Origin of the sequence: Pedobacter yulinensis, from assembly GCF_003029735.1 — a bacterium.
In the GTDB taxonomy this organism is placed as follows: Bacteria; Bacteroidota; Bacteroidia; order Sphingobacteriales; family Sphingobacteriaceae; genus Pedobacter; species Pedobacter yulinensis.
Genome location: NZ_KZ686273.1, coordinates 74455 through 94273 on the forward strand (window position 1 = coordinate 74455; position 19819 = coordinate 94273).

The following is a 19819-nucleotide window of genomic DNA, read 5'->3' on the forward strand; positions in this document are numbered from 1 at the left end:
GCCGGTTAAATTCCGCCTTTCACCGCCCGGGGAGCAAGCTCACTGTAAAACCATTCCCGGAACCTGTAACAAAACGCAATTTGCGCAGACTAATACACCAAAAACTAATTTACTTTTATAATGAAACAATTTTTACTCTCGGTCTTTCTGTTAACCGCATGCTTTTCTGCCAGCGCACAATTCCCCGTTGGCGGCACACTGGGGGGAGGGGCCAGGAAATCTACCGTAACGGGCCGGATTGTTGCTACCATCCTGGATTCCGTTAGCCGGAAGCCGATTGATTACGCAACTGTTACCCTGCTGAAAACCTCAGACAACAAGTCTGTAAACGGCGGAGTAACCGACGACAAAGGCCGCATCGTGCTGCAAAATATTGCACCAGACAGCTACAAGCTGGCCATCGGCTTTATGGGTTACAACACCAAAACCGTGCTCGTTAAAACCACACCCGAGAAACCAGACAACAACCTGGGTACCATTTACATTGCACCATCGGCAAACAGCCTGAAAGACGTTACCGTAGTTGGGCAGCGTGCCATGATCGAAAATAAGGTAGACCGCCTGGTTTACAATGCCGAAGCCGACATCACCAATGCCGGCGGCGATGCAACTGATGTGATGCGCAAAGTGCCGATGCTGTCTGTCGATGCCAGCGGCAATGTGCAGCTGCGGGGTGGTGCTGTGCGCGTGCTGATTAACGGCAAACCATCAGGCACCATGGCCAACAGCGTGGCCGATGCATTAAAAATGATCCCTGCAGAACAAATTAAAAGCGTGGAAGTGATTACAAGCCCTTCAGCTAAATACGATGCAGAGGGCTCTGGAGGCATCATCAATATCATTACCAAAAAGAACAACGCGCAGGGCATCAGCGGCAGCGTTAACGCCAGCGCCGGCACCCGTCAGAACAATGGCAACGTAAGCCTGAACGCGAAAAGCGGCCGTCTTGGTTTTACAAGCAACGTTGGCGGCATTTATGCTTACCCCCAGGAGTCGAAAGTCTTATCTCTTACCCAAACGCAGACACCTGACGGTTTCTACACCATTCAGTCTACTGGCTTGTCAAACTGGACGCGCAAAGGTCTGAATGGTACTGCTGGTCTTGATTACGACATCAACAGTTACCACAACGTGAGCACGAATGTCAAGCTCAGCACATTCAGCAATGGCGGCCCGGGTAGTTCAGACGTTTTACTGAACCAGGTGCTGTCACGCAACACGAGCAATATGGACATGGGCTTTAACAACGTGGACTGGACGGCTGACTACCGCAAGACCAGCAAAAAAGAAGGTGAAGAGCTTGTCGTTTCTGGCCAGGCAACGTACGGCCGCAATCCAACAAATTTCGCCAACACGCTCGTTGTTCCAAATGCACCTGTGGTCATCACGACCGGCAGCAACCGCGGAAAAAACAACGAATATACGGGCCAGGTCGATTATACGTATCCGTTCAGCAAAAAAGTGATCCTTGAAACCGGCCTAAAAGGGATTTTCAGAACCATTATCAGTGATATCCTGGACGACCCAAGCAGAAACTTTGATTACAGCCAGGATGTAGCTTCGGCATACGGCGTAATGACATTCCCGATCGGCAAAAAACTAACGGCTAAGGCCGGGCTCCGCGCAGAGTATACACAGATCGGAGCAACCTCTGGTACCAGTGCTACCTTCGAGAACGATTACTTTAATCTGTTTCCAAGCGTTGTCCTTTCTCAGACACTGAAAGGAATGAGCACGGTGAAGGTCAGTTACAACCGCAGGCTGCAGCGCCCAAGCCTGTTTTATCTGAATCCCTTCGAAAACAGGAGCGATCAGTTTAACATTATGCGTGGTAACCCTATGCTGAGCCCCGAGCTCAGCGATAACTTCGAAATCGGCTACAGCACCTTTATCAAGGGTTCGGTAATCAATGCCTCCCTGTTTTATCGCACTACCGGCGACATCATCGAGAGCATCATTGCGCCGATCACTGAAAACGGAATCACCAGGAACCTCACAACTTACCAGAACATTGGCCGCAGTCCATCTTACGGGCTTAACTTATTCGGCTCCTACAACCCGAAGCCAAAATGGACGTTAATGTCAAATCTTTCGTTTAATACTTATGAAGTGAACAACCAGACCACAGGCGTTAATACCGGGACATTTCTGAATTACAGCGTCTTTGGCCGTTCGGCTTATGCCTTGAACAAAGGTTGGAGCACAGAAGTCTGGGGAGTGATCAATTCGCCGCGCCGGACGTTCCAGGGTAAAACAGACGCGATGTATTTCTATGGGGCGGCAGTGAAAAAAGAGATCTTCAACAAAAAGGCATCTATCGGTGTGAACGTACTTAATCCGTTCAACCGGGACCTGAACATCAAGACCGTGAACACGACTCCGGTTTCTGTTCAGAGCCAGGATATTTATTACCCGCTTCGTTCATTCGGCATCAACTTCAGCTACAGTTTTGGTAAACTGAAATTTACGCAAAAGAAAACGATCAAAAATGACGACCTGAAGCAGGGCGACCAGGGCGCCGGTCAGGTTGGCGGCATGGGCGGCGGCACAAACCGGTAAACGGGCTGCCCAGTAAGTAAAAAGACCACAGGCCTCCGGGTTTGTGGTCTTTTTTTTAACTGAAAATCTATTGCTTCTTTTTTACGGTTTTAAGTGTCATCAGGCTCAGGCCATTCATGGGGTAACCGCTGATGTTGTTCTGCAGCATGACAACGCTTTCCTCGTAAAATACAGGTACGACCGGTGCGTGTTCAATGATCATGCGGTCCATTTTGCGGTAAAGCGCATATCTCCTTTCGTTGTCGGTCTCGTAATAACTTTGCTCAAAAAGCCGGTCAAAGTCCTTGTTGTAAAAAGCCGTATAGTTCGGGCCGTTCGGTACTTTATTTTTCGAATAGAACATGGACAGGTAGTTTTCGCCATCCGGATAGTCACAGATCCAGGATGCGCGGAAGAATGCAACGCCGTTTTTTGACATCAGGTCGCGCAGGCTGGTCGGCGGACTTACATCTACACGCGCTTTGATGCCGACCGCAGCCAGCTCCCCCTGTACAAACTCACTCACGTCTTTGTAACTGGTAGCCGTACTCAACGTAATTTCAGGAAGGTTTTTACCATTGGGAAAACCGGCCTCGGCCAGCAGCTGCGCTGCAAGTTCGGGGTTATATGAATAGCCTTTTACGCTGAGGCTGTCAAAACCGGGCATGCCTTTGGGAATAAAGCCAGACGTAGCCGGGATACCCACACTGTTGCGCAGGTATTTGATCAGTTTGCGCCGGTCAATGGCATAATTAATAGCCTGCCTGATTTTTTTTAACCTGAGGGGCGAATTTTTGACAAGCGGCAGATTTTCATCGACCAGGATGCCCATGTATTCGGTGCAGAGGTAGGGACCTTTTCTAAGACTAAACTTGCCTGTGTATTTGCTGGTCATTTCGCCGTTTTTTGTGAGGATGTCGTCACGATAGCTCCCGTCTACACTGTAAAAAAAGTCAAGGTTCTTTTTCAGGAAATTCATGAAGGCGCTTTGTTTGTCGCTGATAAAGGTTGCTTTTACTGCATCCAGGTAAGGAAGCCGATCCCTGCCTTTTTTCTCCCAGTAATGCTCGTTCTTCAGCAGGACCAGGATCTCATCTTCTTTCCAATATTTGAATTTGAACGGGCCGGTACCAATGGGGTGGCTGCGGAAATTTTTGCCGTAATGTTCCACCACCTCGTGTGGAACGACCGAACAGTATTGGGCCGTGAGCAAGCTCATGAAGGGCGGAAAGGGTTTCTGGAGCCGGATCTGAAACGTACTGTCGTTAACGGCAATAAAGCCTGAACGGTCCTTGACCTTGTCGTTAAAGATCCAGCCGCCAGATGAAGCCACTTTCGGATCGATCAGCCTGTAAAAACTGTACACAAAATCTGATGCCACCACCCGGCGGCCTTTGCCGCCACTGAACAGCGGATCGTCATGAAAGTAGACGTCATTGCGCAGGTGAAAAGTATAAAGCAGGCCATCGGGCGATATTTCCCAGCTCCTGGCAATGCAGGGAACGGTCTGCAGCGCACTGTCTACCTGTACCAGGCCGTTAAACACCTGGTTGGTCATCCAGATGGCATTTTGGTTTCGGGCAAAAGCGGGGTCGAGCGAAGTTAGATTTTGGTCAAGATTGATGCTGAATACGGTACGTTTATCTGTTTCATCCCGTTTTGTACAGGAAAGAAAGGTAAGAACCGCAAAAAGCCAAAATATATTCAGGAGAAAACTGCGCATGATGGTGGGGAATACTAATTTTGCACAAAATAACGAAAATTTGGTATGTCTTTTTTAGCAACGGCGCTCAGCGGGGTAAAAGACCCGCAATTACAGGAAGAACTGCAGGAACGTGCCGACCTGGTTGCCCATAAAATTAAGTTTATGGACCTGGTCCCGGTTTGTTTGCTTGACACGTCAAATTCGCCGGCCTATCAATTGTCTGAAGTGCTGCAGTTCTCAGGCGCGTTCCTGGAGCCGAATCCTGATGGCGCTGTTTTCCTGATCTACCACCAGGAGAACCGTGACCTGACAGCGCTGATGCGCGAGGTACCGGCCATGCTGCTGCCCGGCTGGGGGGCTGTACAGAATAATCGCGTTATTCTGATGGATATTGACGCATACCGCTGGGATAATGCCGAGGGAATGCTGGAGCTGATTGAAGACCTGGCTGAAATGACACACCCAGGCCATTTTATTTTTGGAAAAGAAGGAGATAAATGGATCAGGTTCGAATTGTAATGCAACGCTTTGTAAAAATATGGCTGCTGCTTCTGCTGCCAGCAGGAGGCGTTCTGGCACAATCGCCTGCGCTTACACCAGACGTAGCCATGCAGCTTACACGCAAACCTTTGGAATGCCTGGCACGGGAATATCCGAACAAAACTTCGCATGTTGCTTCTGCCGAGGCCGATGCACGGTTGTCGCCCAGTCAGCTTCATCCCGTTTTCTACGGTTGCTTTGACTGGCACAGCTCTGTTCATGGTCATTGGATGCTTGTCAGGCTGCTCAAAACGGTCCCTGAACTGGTTAACCGCGAAGAGGTAATCCAGGCACTGAACAGAAGTTTTGACCTGGAAAAAATGAAGGCCGAGGCCGAGTACTTCGGTAAATATGAAGCCTCGGGCACCTTTGAGCGCACTTACGGCTGGGCCTGGCTGCTGAAGCTGGATGAAGAGCTCTATACCTGGAACAATCCGCAAGCCAGGCGCTGGCGCGCTGCCCTGCTACCGCTTACGGCGAAAATCGTGTCGCTGTGGAAAGCCTACCTGCCAAAACAAACCTACCCGAACCGCAGTGGCGTACACCCCAATACGGCATTCGGCCTGGTGTTTGCGCTCGACTGGGCCCGCGCCACCGGCGACGCAGGGTTCGAGCAGGCTATCCTGTCAAAAGCCAGGGAATTTTATGCCGATAATACCTTAATTCCTGCGCACCTTGAGCCCGATGGCTCAGATTTTTTTTCGCCCAGTCTGCAGGTAGCCGACCTGATGAGGCGGGTGCTCCCGGGCCAGGCGTTTGTCAGCTGGCTGGACAAATACTATGACCAGAAGGCCCTTGCGCGCATTACAAGTATGCCGGTGATCAGCGATATAAACGATTACCAGATCGTTCACCTTGTTGGCCTGTCTTTTACCCGGGCCTGGTGCATGAAAGGCATTGCCACCAGGTTACCGGCTGGCCACCCTTTGAAGGCCCGGTTCAACCGCGCGGCTACTGTTTTTTTGCAAAATGCCCTGCCGCTGGTATTTAAAGGCAATTATGGTGGCGACCACTGGCTGGCCTCTTTTGCCGTATATGCCCTTGATCAGGTCAGGAACTGAGGCTTAAAAAACGATAAAGCGCGCGATCTGCTGCGCCGTGAATTTCAGCGTATCTTCCTTGAAGAAAGCGCCGTCCTCATTCATTTCTTCGCGGATATAGGGAATATGGATGCGCAGTGGAAGGGTATGAAGGTGCAGGTAACTGCAGATACCTGCGAAATGTTCAATGCCGCGTATGTTTCCGTATTTTCCAGACGAAAGCCCGACAAGTGCGGCCTTTTTGTCAAAAAAGCTTGCCGGAAAGGAGCAGGCATCGATGAAGGTTTTCAGCACGCCCGGAAAACTGCCATTGTATTCAGGAATAACAAACAGGAATTTTGACGATGCAGACACCAGGTCCTGGATAGGCTGAAAGGCGGCTGACCGGTTTCCGTAGAGGTCTGCGGCAATGAGGTCGGCCGGCAGCGACTCCAGGCTGAGCAGCGTGGTCTCGGTGTCTGAAAGGGCCAGTTGTTGCTGGTAATACTGGGCAACTTTTAGGCTGTTGCTGCCTGGCCGGTTTGTGCCCGATATGATGGTGATCATGCTTCGATTGTTAGTAACATGTTCAAAAGACTGGGGTGTTGAGTAGGGTTATTGTCCATAAGTTCGTATCTTAGCTGATTGAAAAAAGGACCAAAAAAACGCTCTCGAAAGCCTTTAAACGGTGTAAAAATAGAACTTTTTAACGAGTTTGAGGTCGGTGGGCCCGGCGCCCGGTAATTGTAAAGTAAATTTAAGGAGATAGATGAGTAAAATCATTGCACTGGCAAACCAGAAAGGCGGCGTGGGAAAGACCACTTCGTCCATCAATTTAGCTGCGAGCCTTGCCGTACTGGAATATAAAACCCTGCTGGTTGATGCTGATCCGCAGGCCAACTCCACTTCCGGAATTGGTTTTGATCCGAGGAGCATCAAAAACAGCATATATGAGTGCATCATCAATGACATCGATCCGCGCGAGGCCATTCAGAAGACGGATACGCCGAACCTGGACTTGTTGCCTGCGCACATTGACCTGGTTGGTGCCGAAATAGAGATGATCAACCTGAGCGGCCGGGAGTATAAAATGAAAGCGGTGCTGGAAAAGGTGAAGGGTGACTATGATTTCATCATCATCGATTGTTCACCCTCATTGGGTCTGATCACGATCAACGCGTTGACTGCCGCCGATTCGGTCATTATCCCGGTACAGTGCGAATATTTTGCGCTTGAAGGCCTGGGCAAGCTGCTTAACACGATTAAAATTGTCCAAAACCGGCTTAACCCGGAACTGCAGATCGAAGGGATCTTGTTAACGATGTACGACGTGCGGCTGCGGCTGTCAAACCAGGTGGTGGAAGAAGTGAGAACGCATTTCCAGGATCTCGTTTTTGAAACCATTATTCAGCGCAATACGCGGTTGAGCGAGGCGCCGAGTTATGGCGTGTCGGTCATCATGCACGATGCCAATTGCAAGGGTGCCATTAACTACCTGAACCTGGCGCGTGAAATCGTGAAAAAGAATGGATTAATTGCCGAAACGCAGGACGCTAAAACCGCAACTATATAATGACATCTTTCCAGCGAAAAACAGGACTAGGGAAGGGGCTGAGTGCGCTTCTGGATGATTCTGAAAGTGTGCATCCGCAGAAACAGCAGATGAACCCGGTAAGTGAGACTGCCCAGGCCGGCAGCATCAGCCAGGTTAAACTGACCGATATTGAAACGAACCCGTTTCAGCCGCGTACCGAATTTGACCAGGTTGCGTTGAACGAACTCGCAGACTCTATACGCGTACAGGGACTGATTCAGCCCATCACGGTACGAAAGGGCGCATCAGGCAAATACCAGCTCATTTCTGGCGAAAGGCGTTTTCGCGCCTCAAAGATGGCTGGCTTTACCGAGATCCCGGCTTATATACGCGGGGCCAACGACCAGCAGATGCTGGAAATGGCGTTGATTGAAAATATTCAGCGCGAAAACCTGAACGCCATCGAGGTTGCACTCAGCTTTCAGCGCATGATCGATGAATGTAACCTGAAACAAGAGCAGCTGGGCGACCGGGTGGGCAAAAACCGCAGTACGGTGACCAATTACCTCCGCCTGCTGAAGCTGCCGCCGGCAATCCAGGCTTCCATTCGCGATCAGCGCATTTCCATGGGGCACGCGCGGGCGCTTATCAATGTAAATGGCGTAGACAAACAGCTATACCTGCATCAGGAGATCCTGGATAAAGGACTTTCTGTAAGACGCGTGGAAGAGCTCGTCAGAGATATCAACCACATGCCAGTAAGGGCTGCTGAACAAAAAGGCAGACCGGCCCCTTCGTTTCAGTATCAGAAACTGCAGGATGATCTGGCCTCCAAGTTTGCGACCAAGGTTAAACTGAAGGTAACGGACAAAGGCAAAGGGTCAATTGAGATTCCGTTCATGTCTGACGACGACCTGAACCGCATCCTTGAATTATTAGATTGGTAATGTTTAAGACGCTGACCGCACTTGCGCTTTTTTTCTGCTGCTTTTCTGCCATTGCGCAGGAAACAACTGCCGACAGCAGTCGCCGGGCCGCTGTGCCCGAACGGCGAAGTACACGGAAAAGCGATACATTAAAGTCTACATACATTAATCCCGGCAAGGTTGCAGCCAGGCAGGCGGTTTTGCGGTCGGCCATTATACCGGGCTGGGGGCAATTGAGGAACTATAATTACCTGGTTAACAAGACCGATTCTAATGGACGTAAAACCGCTCAGTTCTGGGAGAAGAGTCTTACGCTTGGTAAAGCGGCCGGTATCTATGTGGCCGGAACCTTGTTAACCGTAGCCCTGGTAGATAATACAAAAAAATACAGGGCAGTGGTCGAGGAATTGCGATATCGCGCAGCGAATAATGACCAGGCTAACCCCAATGGCCCATATTTCAGGTACACCAATGCAGGACTGATCGAGGGAAAGAATGTTTTTGAGCGGAACCGGGAAATTATATTTTTCTCTTACGTGATCGCTTACGCAGCCAACCTGATCGACACGTATGTTTCTGCCCGGATGAATTATTTTGACGTAGACCAAAACCTGAAAATCAGTTTCCGGCCTACGGTTATCCCTGCAAACCAACTGTACGGGTACAACTTTGCGCCCGGATTAAAAGTTACGCTTAAACTATGAAGATAGCGCTATTGGGCTACGGAAAAATGGGGCAGATCATTGAAAAGTTTGCCCTCGAAAGAGGCCATGAAGTGGTCCTGAAGATTCACGATCAGAATGGATCTGAACTGAACAAACGCAACCTGCAGCAGGCCGATGTAGCCATTGATTTTAGCACACCCGATGCGGTAATGCACAACATTTACCAGTGTTTTGAGGCAAATGTGCCGGTCGTGGTGGGTACCACCGGCTGGTATGGCAACCTGCAGGCTGTTAAAAACGACTGCATGTCGGGTAACCACACCTTGTTGTGGGGTTCCAATTTCAGCATCGGTGTCAACCTTTTTTTCCATGTCAATAAGGTGCTTGCCCGGCTCATGAATCGGTACCCGGTATATGACGTGCAGGTAGAAGAGATTCACCATACACAGAAACTGGATTCACCAAGCGGTACTGCCATTACCATCGCAGAAGGTATCATTGAAAACCTTGACCGAAAATCAGAATGGGTAAACATCCAGGCAGCGTCTGAGGATGAGCCGGTACCGCAGGCCGGTCAGCTCCTCATTGAGTCCCTGCGCATTGAGCAGGTCCCGGGTACGCATACCGTACTTTACAGTTCTGAGGTAGACGACATCGAATTCAAACACACGGCGCACAGCCGCGCAGGTTTTGCGCTCGGTGCCGTCATCGCAGCAGAATGGCTGCAGAATAAACAAGGTTTTTACAGCGTCTCGGACGTATTTGAGTTCAATAAAAACAGCTAAACAAATAAAATGAAGCTTACATTCTGGCAGAAAGATACGTCTGGCAAGCCTAAGAAAAAGAAAACCAAGACCCGGGAATGGGTCGACGCCATCATCTTCGCCGTTGTGGCCGCCACAATTATCCGGGTATTTTTCATTGAAGCGTATACCATTCCCACTGGCTCCATGGAGCGTTCGCTGCTGGTGGGCGATTTTCTTTTTGTAAGTAAGGTGAACTACGGGGCGCGAATCCCGATGACACCCGTGGCATTTCCTTTTGCGCATCATACCATGCCGCTTACAGGTACCAAGGCATACTGGGATGGGGTGCAGTGGAAATACCGGCGTCTACCCGGATTGTCTGAAATAAAAAATAACGATGTGGTGGTTTTCAACTTCCCGGAAGGTGATACGGTGCTAAAAGAGCAGCAGGATGCCGATTACTACCAGATGCTGTTGTTTTCTTCCCGCGAGGAGCTGCGCAGCCGGTATACCATTCTGGATCGGCCGGTTGACAAGCGGGAGAATTACATAAAACGCTGTATCGCCATTGCGGGCGACTCGATCAGCATGCGCAACGGGATTGCTTATGTAAACGGCAAGGCTGAACCGCTAAAGAACACCGGGCAGATGACCTATACGGTCACGTTTACCACACCCGATGTTAACTTCGAACTTATTCGTAAACTCGGTGTACGCACAGATGATATTACCCAGCAAACCGAGCTGGCCTTCCAGATCAAGACCAGTGCAGAGATCCTGGCCGAAATAAAAAAACTCGATTTTGTACGTTCAGCGGTGGTTTATACTGAAAAACCCGGGGTGTTTGACCGGGCCATTTTTCCGCACGACCCCAACCGCAAATGGAATCTAGATAATTTTGGGCCAATTGTGGTGCCGAAGAAAGGCTGGACCGTTCATCTTGATACGGCGTCCATGCCGCTGTACAGGCGAGCCATTGAGATTTACGAGGGTAACAAACTGGAGCAAAAAGGAAAGGACTGGTTTGTAAACGGGACAAAGACCGAGACCTACACTTTTAAAATGAATTATTACTGGATGATGGGTGATAACCGTCATGCATCACTCGATTCCCGCTACTGGGGTTTTGTGCCTGAAGACCATGTGGTTGGAAAAGCGCTGTTTATCTGGATGAGTTTTGACAGTGATGGCAGCTTCCTGAACAAGATCAGGTGGAACAGGCTTCTAAAAGGCATTCATTAATTTTAAGTTTGTTTTTTTAACTTAAAGTTGGTAACTTTACAAAAGTTACCAACTTTGCAGGACTCGTATTGGGTTGCGGGCATTGCACCACCATAAACAGGTTTCCGGCTCGGCAATCAGCCTGCCCTTTCGTAACAAATGTTTCCGGTCCAGGTCTAACCTGGCGGGACCTCTGCGGCAACCCCTTTTACGTTACGAGACCTCTTATGAACTTGAGATTCCGAAAACACAGCAATACGCCGAAGACAAAGAAAAAGAAGAGCAAGGCCAGAGAATGGACAGACGCGATTTTATTTGCTGTGGTGGCGGCTACATTGATCCGTATATTTTTTATAGAAGCCTACACCATTCCCAGTGGTTCGATGGAACGCTCCCTGCTCGTTGGTGATTTTCTTTTCGTAAGCAAGGTAAACTACGGAGCCAGATTGCCCATGACACCAGTTGCGTTTCCCTTTGCGCACCATACCATGCCGGTAACGGGAACAAAAGCCTATTGGGATGGCGTGCAATGGAAATACCGGCGCTTGCCGGGGTTTGGCAGGATTAAAAATAACGACGTTGTGGTGTTCAATCTCCCGGAAGGTGATACAGTGCTGAAGGAAGCAGAAGAACTGAACTATTATCAGCAACTTTTGTTCAGATCGCGCGAAGAACTGCGCCGTGAATATACCATCATTACCCGCCCGGTCGATAAGCGGGAGAACATCATCAAAAGATGTATCGCTATTCCTGGCGATACAGTCAGCATGCGTCTGGGTACAGTCTTCGTGAATGGTAAGTCAGTTCCTTTGGCCGGGACAGGGAAAGAACAATATGCCGTTCGGTTCAACACAGCCGAGATCAATTTTGGGTCATTCAAAAAATTTGGTATCAAGAGTGACGACATTGAGGGTCGCGACAGTACTTATTATATCAAGATGGGCGATGATCAGGTGGCCGGAATGCGGCGGCTTCCGTTTGTAAAATCCGTCAGGCGGTATATCGAGGCGCCCGGAAAATTTGACCTCACCATTTTTCCGCATGACATGCATCGCAGCTGGAACGTAGACAACTTCGGGCCAGTCGTTGTTCCCAGGCGTGGCTGGACCGTTAAACTGGACAGCACAACCATGCCACTTTACAAGCGTGCTATAGAAATTTATGAGGGTAATGAACTGAAGCAGCAGGGCGGATCCTGGCACATCAACGGTAAGATGGCAACGACCTATACATTCAAGATGGATTATTACTGGATGATGGGCGATAACCGGCACGCTTCGCTTGATTCCCGGTTCTGGGGTTTTGTCCCGGAAGACCACATTGTAGGCAAAGCCCTTTTTATCTGGCTAAGTGTCGATAAAAATGAAAGCTTTTTCAACAAAATCAGGTGGCGGCGCCTGTTCCATGGAATCAACTAATTTCTTTTTTGTTGTTTTTTTTAACTTAAAGTTGGTAACTTTACAAAAGTTACCAACTTTGCAGGACTCGAACTATATCCATACGTAACCGTTAAAATCGTTCATAATGGAAAGCCCGGCCGCTCTCTTTGAACAACCGGGCCATTCACTTTGGGTTTTACTGTAATTTGGTGCTGATAATTAGTAGCCGGGATTTTGCTTCAACTGGTTATTCCGGTTCAGCTCGTCACGTGTCATCGGGCGGAAGTACATTTTATCCAGCCAGGTACGGTTCTCATGCGTCATGTCGGTAATGGGTGTATACGTATAGTCATAAACCGTTTCATCATGCCGGTAAGGCGCAGACATGCTCTTTCCGGGTTTAAACTTGCCACGCACACTCACAAAGGTAAGCTTACGGCCCAGCGTTTCAGGAGCGATCATCCAGCGCCGCGTGTCGTGGTAGCGGTGTTCTTCATACACCAGTTCTATTCTGCGCTCCTGTCTGTAAGCTGCGCGCATCTGCGCCTGCGAAACAACGGCGATCGCCGGCATACCCGCTCTGAACCTGATGCGGTTCAGCCATAATGATGCACTGCTCAGGTCGTTCAGTTCAATGCTGGCTTCAATGTAATTCAAGACAACTTCCGTGTACCTGAAAAATGGCCAGGGTACAAATTGTTTCATTGTCGCATCGGCAAGGTCACTGTTCGGATCAATGAATTTGCGCATGTAATAACCTGTCCGGCTGCCATTCCAGTCTTCGATGCTGCTGCTGCGCGTGTCAAGGCCATTGAAGTTAACAAGGCTTCCGCCGCTTAACAGATCGTACTGGCCGGTCTGGATCTGGTTGGCGGGATCCACATTGCCCGATACTTTATCCCGGGGCTTCCACGGCGCTCCGTCATACAGAACTGTTGCATAAAACCGCGGGTCACGGTTGCTGTAAGGCGCAGCCTTGTGTGCCGGGTTGGCCCAGCTAAACGCTGTCCCGTCAGACATTTGGTAATCGTCTACCAGCAAGCCAATGGGTGTGTTGCCTGCCCAGTTGTGGTAGCCGTTCGGCCCGTTGTTGCGGCCTACAAAGTTGCCATCTTCCTGTTTCTGTGCGATAAAATACCGGCCAAAAATGATCTCGGAGCCGGCGGTGACATCCACGCCTGCTGCGGTGCTTCCGCCGCCCATCGACATGCTCAAATAGTTCCTGCGCCCGTCTTCCGCACTTGCCGGGCTGGCCAGATCCATTTTATAGCCGGTACCCAGGTCCATGATCGCTTTTGCCGCATCGCGCGCAGCGGTCCATCGGGCAACCCGGTCTCCGGCAGTGTAACCCAGGTATTCCGGATTGGCATAACCTGCAATCACCGCAGATCTGCCCGAAGCGGTAGGAATGTGGTGAAGATCACTGGCCGCATAAAGCAAAACGCGCGATTTCAGTGCCATGGCCGCGAGGCTGGAACTGCGACCCTTTACAGGCGCCATGTCTTTTAGCAGCGTTATCGCCTTTTCACAGTCTGCAATGATGAAGTTTACACATTCCTCGAAAGTGTTTCTTTTTACGGCATAATTGTCGTCAAGGTTGTAGGTTCTGGAAACCAGGGGCACGGCGCCGTAGTAGCGCAGCAGCTGCTGGTAAAAATAGGCGCGCAGGAAATAGGCCTGGCCCATCAGGCGGTCCTTTACAGTCTGGCTGGTAATGGGCGACGATGCACTGCCCAGCCGCTCGAGCGTCATGTTGCAGGAGCGAATGCGGTTATACATGTCGTTATATCCCCAGGTGCCGTCTACCCAGCCGCTCGAGGTCGCGCTCAAACTTCCTTCGTTTACGACATTGATGTTTCTGCCGGTATGCGTAAAGGTGGCTTCATCACTGACAGAGGCCAGCATCTGCTCTGAAAAGCCGCCGTTGTTGAGACCATTGTAGATTTCGTTTACAAATGCTTCGGCCAGGGCCGGATCTTTCCATACCTCTTCCGCATCGACCTGGTCTGGGGGTGAGACGTCGAGAATTTCTTTCCGGCAGGCTAGCTGGAGGCTGGTCATGATCAAAAAGAACAGACCAAGACTATAGTTTATCGTTGTTTTCATGTTATTCCTTTTACTGGTAGGGATTAGTTAAAAGCCAAGGCTCAGGCCTGTGTTGATGATTCTAGCCTGCGGGTAATACTGCCCATTGGAACTGGTCGACTCAGGGTCCCAGATCTTCATCTTGTCAAAGGTGATCAGGTTAAGGCCGCTAACGAAGATTCGCAGGTTGTTGATGCCGATTTTTTCACCAAATTTTCCCGGCAGCGTATAGCCGATCTCGACATTTTTTAGGCGCAGGTAGTTGTTGCTTCGTGCCCAATAGGTGTTGTTGCCGGCAATACTCATGTTTGTATAATAGGTATTGCCGCGGTTGGCCAGCCTGGGCTCTGTGGCGCTCGGATTGTCGATGGTCCACCGGTTGTCGTACGACCACCGCAGAAAATTGCCGATATCGCCAGATTCTGTAAGTCCCATATATTGCAGTCCGCCGGCTGCACCCTGCAGCAGAAGGGTTGCATCAAAACCTTTCCAGCCCAGGTTGATGTTCAGGCCGCCGGTTAAAGTGGGTATGTTCGATTTGTCAAGCCTGATCTGGTCATCGCCATTGATCTTGCCATCGCCATTTACGTCTCTGAACCGCATATCGCCGGGTCTGAGGGTGGCTGTGATGGCGCTGTAATCGAGTCTGTTTGCGTCCACATCGGCCTGCGAAACAAACACGCCATCGTAGTCATAGACCAGGAAAGTATTAATCGGCATGCCTGTAGATTGCTGCCACACCGGGGCGCCGGGTGTTTCATCCCAAAAAAGGATCTTATTGCGTGAATAACCTCCGTTCAGGCTCACGTTGAAGCTGAGTTCGCCGATCTTATCTGCGTAACTGACTTTAAAATCGAATCCTTTGTTGTTTACCCGGCCAAGGTTAACGGGAGGCAGTTTGTTGGTAATGCCTGAGCTGCCCGGTATGGAACCACTTCTGGGGATGAGGATATTGTCCCGCTGGTTGTAGAAGTAATCAAATTCCATGCTCAGTTTGTTGTCAAACAGGCCCGCGTCGAACCCAACGTTGGTATTGCTGGCCCGCTCCCAGGTAAATTCGCCGTTGGCCAAACGGCTTTCAAACAGGCTTTGTGTCTGCTGATCGCCGAAAATATAACTGCCAAAACCAAGCGTGCTCAGGAACTGGTATTCGGCAAGTGTTGTCCCTCCGGGGAGGTAGGCTTCCGCGCCCATCTGCCCGAAAGAGGCACGGATCTTCAGGTTGCTGACCCATTTGATGTTGTCTTTGAAGAAAGGTTCTTCTGAGATGCGCCAACCGGCCGATACGCCGGGAAAGAACCCGAACCGGCTCTTTGGCGGGAAAATATAGGAACCGTCTACCCGCCACAGAAACTCGGCCAGGTATTTTTCTTTGTAATTATAACCGGCGCGGCCATAATAACTCAGGCGGGCCCGCTTAAAAAGCAGTGCATTCGGATCGCCGTTGTTGTTGATCGTATTCAGGTCCACATTGCCGATGTTTTGTTCGAGCGGCCCGCCGGCAAGGAATTGGTCAATGGCCGAGGAAACGAAATAACGTCTGAAAGCGGCAAAGCCCGATCCGGTAACGCGTTCGCTTTGTACGCCGGCCATGAGGTTAAGTGTGTGGTCCTTGAATGTCCGATCATAATTGACCATTCCCGTCAGGTTAATGTCCAGCTGGTCTGAAGAACGTTCGGTAAGCCGCGAATCAACGAAAGGCGAGCGGACAGTTCCCGTTAATACAGGCGTTACGCCGTCTGCCTCAAAAGACTGTTTGTCCCAGCTGTAAAGTGTCCATGGAGTCTGCCAGGTCTTGTTCTTGCCAAAGAACTTATCCAGCGCGGCCATACCGGTAAACTTCAATCCTTCTACTCCGGGAATCCTCAACTCGACGGTGCCGTTGGTCTGCAGGTAATCGCGGGTGTCGCGGTCATACCCCGTTAGCCCGGTTGTAATGACATATGGATTTTGACCGTATTCAATATCGGGCCCGGGCCGGCCATCAGGCCAAACCTCAATTTCGGTTGGTTTGCCACGCATCAGCATGCGAAAGATATCGCTGGCGGCAACTGTAGGGAAATCCCGGCCTTCTTCCCGGCCGGTAAGTCCCAGCCTGGCGGTAATGTATTCGTTTACCTTCGCTTCCAGGTTTATGCGCAGGTCGTACTGTTTATAACCTGTTGCCGAGTTTCTGTAATAGCCGTCCTGGTCCAGGTAACCCAGCGATGCCAGGTACTTGACATTTTCACTGCCCCCGTTTACCTGCAGCACGTGGCGTTGCTGGGGGGACCAGTTTTTTAGCGTGGTGGCAAACCAGTCGGTGTTAGGATAGCGAAGGGGGTCAGACCCGTTACTGAATTTGTTTAGTGCCTCTGCATTGAAAACGGCGCTGACCGTACTGCCGTTGTCGGGCCGGGTGTAACTGCCGCTGGTTTTGAAAGCCTGGTTTGCTGCAGACCACAGGCTGGAAGGCAGGTTGTCGAAAATGGCCAGTTCATTGCGAATTTCGGCATACTGCCGGGCATCAGACATCTCAGGCGTACGGGTGGGTTGCTGCCAGCCATAATTGTAATCGTACGATACACGTGGCTTGCCTGTCTTACCTTGTCTGGTCGTGATCAGGATTACGCCGTTTGCCGCGCGCGAACCATAAATGGCCGCAGACGCATCTTTGAGTACAGACACACTTTCCACATCGGCAGGGTTCAGGCGCTGCAAGCCGCCGGCACGGTTCGGCACGCCGTCTATCACGATAAGCGCATCGCTGTTGCCCAGCGAATTCACCCCCCGTATGCGAATGGCCGAACCGTCATAACCCGGTTGGCCGCTCGATTGGACCGCTGTGATCCCGGCCATGCGGCCGCCGAGACTGTTTGACAGGTTCATGGTAGGCGATTTGGTCAGTTCTTCGCCCTTAACGGAGGCGATCGCGCCTGATACGACCGCTTTTTTTTGCGTGCCATACCCGACAACCACGACGTCCTGAAGGTTGCCTGTTTCTTCATCGAGTGTTACGGTTAATCCGCTTTCAGAACCTACAGGTACTTCTTTGGTTTTAAAGCCAACAAACGTAAAGACCAGCACTTCGCCCGGCGAAGCGTTGATCTTAAAATTACCGCCTGCGTCGGTAACAGTTCCGTTTTGTTTGTTCGATTTTGACAGGACAGTTACCCCGGGCAGGGCCTCGTTCCTGCCATTGGTTACTTTCCCGCTGATGCTCTTTTGCTGGCCGAAAACAGCCGGCTGTAAACCGACAAGGCAAAGCAGCAGCAGGAACAGGGGGATTCCCCATCCTGTAGCGTTGGTGTTTCTCATGTTGTATAGGTTTTAGGTGAAGGTGTTCTCGCTGGCGTGCCCGCTAATCAGAGACAGGGGCAGAAGGGGGGTGGAGTTCCGGAAAAATATAGGTCGACAAAAAAATGCGCAGGGCGCGCCGGTTGGCAGTTTGTTGTTTCATAGGTCAGATTAGTTGGTGCCGCTGTCTTCGGCCTGAGAGCTGACAGTTGTTGCGCCTTCGGATGAAGAAGGTATATGCGCCGGCCGGGCCGGTATTTATAATAGCAACTTTGCGAATAATTGTCAAAAAGACAAATATTTTACAATAAAAATTTTTAACGGTTGTTGAAAAGCAGCCTTTTAAGGAATAACGTCCAGGTTGAACCGGCGGCGCATTTCCTCCAGTTTTGGGTTTTTCGCGGCTAGATAAGCATATTTTTCGGTGTTGGTATACAGGCGTTTCACCTGCTTGCGCTCGGTCTGCTCGTGCGAGATCTCAATGCCGAAATTCTGAAGCCCGTTCCGGAGATAATTAAGCAATTCTACCGATTCGTCTTGCAAGAGGTGTTCCTGGATCTTATTCTCGGTAAGCACGACAATGTGTTCAGGCGTCTTCAGTACCGGCGCATTGGTCGTCATCAGGGTAAACACATTGATTTTTCCGTCAGCTTTGAGCCGCTCGGCATACTTGTTCCAGAGCTCAAGCAGCGTTTCGTAGGTGAAAGGCTGCCGGGCGTCTCCTGTTACTTTCTTCGGGCCATCTTCCTCGCCGTTTGCCACGCGTTCCAGGTCGGTGAGCGACGGAATAAGACTGGGAATAACCTGGTCTTTTACCGGGAGACCAATGCGGATGCTGCCTTGGGGGCTGGCTGGCTCTGCGGGGGCCTGGCGGGGTGGCTCATCGCGGGGCGCAGGCATGTGCGGTATGGCCGGGGGTTCCTGTGCAACAGGAGCTGCAGTGGCCGCGGGCTCCTTGTAAGGAGCTGCAGGCGCCTGGTTAACCGCACTTAGTTCAGTTTTTTTTTTATCCTGAGCTGCGTCAGTTGCTGGTTGAAGGGCCGAAGAAGGATGCTGCGCCAGGTGAACGACATTCCTGATGTGACACATTTTGATGAGTGCCAGTTCGACCTGTAACCGCTGGTTCTTGCTGCTCTTGTAGTTCAGGTCACACTGATTGGCCAGATTAAGTGCAGTAAGCAGAAAGGAGAGTTCGGTTTGCCGGGCCTGTTCCATGTATTTTTGCCTGATGTTGTTGCTTACTTCAAGCAGCCGCAGCGTTGCGGGGTCTTTGCCAACAAGCAAATTTCTGAAATGGGAGGCCAGGCCGTTTATAAAATTATTTCCGTCAAAACCATTGTTCAGCACCTCGTCGAACAACAGCAGGGTTTCACTTACCCTCCCCGCCGTCAGGTTGTCTGTCAGTTTGAAGAAATAATCGTAATCAAGAATATTCAGGTTATCAATGACCGCCTTATAGGTAATGTTCTTTCCTGAATAGCTGGCAATCTGGTCAAACATGGAGAGGGCATCGCGCAGACCGCCATCGGCTTTTTGGGCAATGATGTGCAGGCCATCCGGCTCATAAGCAATAGATTCCCTGCCGGCAATTTTGGCAAGGTGCCCGGAAATGTCTTCTACCTGTATGCGGTTAAAATCGAAGATCTGGCAACGCGACAGGATGGTGGGCAGAATTTTGTGTTTTTCGGTCGTGGCCAGGATAAAAATGGCATAAGCCGGCGGCTCTTCGAGCGTCTTCAGGAAAGCGTTGAAGGCACTCTGCGAAAGCATGTGCACCTCATCGATAATGTAAATTTTGAATTTGCCCGACTGTGGCGGGATACGTACCTGTTCAATCAGGCTCCTGATGTCTTCTACCGAGTTATTCGATGCCGCATCCAGTTCATGGATGTTGAACGAATGACCATTCTGAAAAGAAAGACAGTTGTCACAGCTTGCGCAGGCTTCCATATCGGCGCCCGGATTGCTGCAATTGATGGTCTTTGCCAGGATCCGTGCGCAGGTTGTTTTTCCCACGCCCCTTGGTCCACAGAAAAGAAACGCCTGGGCCAATTGGTTGTTCCTGATGGCGTTTTTCAGCGTCCCGGTAATGTGCTGCTGACCGACAACCGTTTCAAAGGTTGCGGGGCGGTATTTCCTGGCCGAGACAATGAAATTTTCCATTGTGCGAAAATAGGCAATTTCT

General features: G+C 50.6%; 14 protein-coding genes. 9 read left to right on the forward strand and 5 right to left on the reverse strand.

The window, feature by feature from the left end; all coding sequences use genetic code 11:
* The first annotated feature begins 120 nt into the window (after nt 1-120).
* Nucleotides 121-2559, forward strand: coding sequence for a TonB-dependent receptor (locus C7T94_RS18750; protein WP_107217558.1), 2439 nt, complete (start codon nt 121-123; stop codon nt 2557-2559).
* A gap of 67 nt (nt 2560-2626) precedes the next feature.
* Here the strand turns inward: C7T94_RS18750 and C7T94_RS18755 are convergent, their stop codons facing one another.
* The gene (locus tag C7T94_RS18755; protein ID WP_107217560.1) at nt 2627-4261 is read right to left on the reverse strand and encodes an ABC transporter substrate-binding protein; all 1635 of its coding nucleotides are present in this window, start codon (nt 4259-4261) and stop codon (nt 2627-2629) included.
* Between the two features lie 45 nt (nt 4262-4306).
* Between C7T94_RS18755 and C7T94_RS18760 the strand changes: the two genes are divergently transcribed.
* Together C7T94_RS18760 and C7T94_RS18765 are read left to right on the forward strand one after the other, a co-directional pair.
* Entirely contained in the window at nt 4307-4762 is a 456-nt protein-coding gene (locus C7T94_RS18760) for a hypothetical protein (RefSeq protein ID WP_107217561.1), read from the forward strand.
* The gene (locus C7T94_RS18765; RefSeq protein ID WP_204353325.1) at nt 4762-5844 is read left to right on the forward strand and encodes a DUF2891 domain-containing protein; all 1083 of its coding nucleotides are present in this window, start codon (nt 4762-4764) and stop codon (nt 5842-5844) included. Before C7T94_RS18760 ends, C7T94_RS18765 begins: the two co-directional genes overlap by 1 nt.
* A gap of 3 nt (nt 5845-5847) precedes the next feature.
* Here the strand turns inward: C7T94_RS18765 and C7T94_RS18770 are convergent, their stop codons facing one another.
* Complete coding sequence (locus tag C7T94_RS18770) at nt 5848-6369, reverse strand: NADPH-dependent FMN reductase (protein ID WP_107217565.1); 522 nt, start codon at nt 6367-6369, stop codon at nt 5848-5850.
* Between the two features lie 202 nt (nt 6370-6571).
* Here C7T94_RS18770 and C7T94_RS18775 point away from each other — a divergent pair, with 202 nt between their 5' ends.
* From C7T94_RS18775 to lepB (C7T94_RS18800), 6 genes are all read left to right on the forward strand, one after another.
* On the forward strand, nt 6572-7375 hold the full coding sequence (locus C7T94_RS18775) for a ParA family protein (protein WP_107217567.1): 804 nt from the start codon (nt 6572-6574) through the stop codon (nt 7373-7375).
* Complete coding sequence (locus tag C7T94_RS18780) at nt 7375-8283, forward strand: ParB/RepB/Spo0J family partition protein (RefSeq protein WP_107217569.1); 909 nt, start codon at nt 7375-7377, stop codon at nt 8281-8283. Before C7T94_RS18775 ends, C7T94_RS18780 begins: the two co-directional genes overlap by 1 nt.
* A complete protein-coding gene (locus C7T94_RS18785) occupies nt 8283-8966 on the forward strand; it encodes a DUF5683 domain-containing protein (RefSeq protein ID WP_107217571.1) in 684 nt (227 codons plus the stop codon). The genes C7T94_RS18780 and C7T94_RS18785 overlap by 1 nt, the downstream gene beginning before the upstream one ends.
* Nucleotides 8963-9712, forward strand: a complete 750-nt coding sequence (gene dapB, locus C7T94_RS18790) for a 4-hydroxy-tetrahydrodipicolinate reductase (protein WP_107217573.1) — start codon at nt 8963-8965, stop codon at nt 9710-9712. The genes C7T94_RS18785 and dapB overlap by 4 nt, the downstream gene beginning before the upstream one ends.
* 9 nt (nt 9713-9721) lie before the next feature.
* Complete coding sequence (gene lepB, locus C7T94_RS18795) at nt 9722-10915, forward strand: signal peptidase I (protein WP_107217575.1); 1194 nt, start codon at nt 9722-9724, stop codon at nt 10913-10915.
* A 206-nt stretch (nt 10916-11121) separates the two neighbouring features.
* On the forward strand, nt 11122-12312 hold the full coding sequence (gene lepB / locus C7T94_RS18800) for a signal peptidase I (RefSeq protein ID WP_107217577.1): 1191 nt from the start codon (nt 11122-11124) through the stop codon (nt 12310-12312).
* A gap of 180 nt (nt 12313-12492) precedes the next feature.
* Here the strand turns inward: lepB (C7T94_RS18800) and C7T94_RS18805 are convergent, their stop codons facing one another.
* The 3 genes from C7T94_RS18805 to C7T94_RS18815 all read right to left on the reverse strand — a co-directional run bounded on the left by C7T94_RS18805 (nt 12493) and on the right by C7T94_RS18815 (nt 19797).
* The gene (locus C7T94_RS18805) at nt 12493-14379 is read right to left on the reverse strand and encodes a RagB/SusD family nutrient uptake outer membrane protein (RefSeq protein ID WP_107217579.1); all 1887 of its coding nucleotides are present in this window, start codon (nt 14377-14379) and stop codon (nt 12493-12495) included.
* 27 nt (nt 14380-14406) lie between these two features.
* The gene (locus C7T94_RS18810) at nt 14407-17655 is read right to left on the reverse strand and encodes a SusC/RagA family TonB-linked outer membrane protein (protein ID WP_107217581.1); all 3249 of its coding nucleotides are present in this window, start codon (nt 17653-17655) and stop codon (nt 14407-14409) included.
* Nucleotides 17656-17976: 321 nt separating this feature from the next.
* Nucleotides 17977-19797, reverse strand: coding sequence for a DNA polymerase III subunit gamma/tau (locus C7T94_RS18815; RefSeq protein WP_107217583.1), 1821 nt, complete (start codon nt 19795-19797; stop codon nt 17977-17979).
* Between the last annotated feature and the right edge of the window lie 22 nt (nt 19798-19819).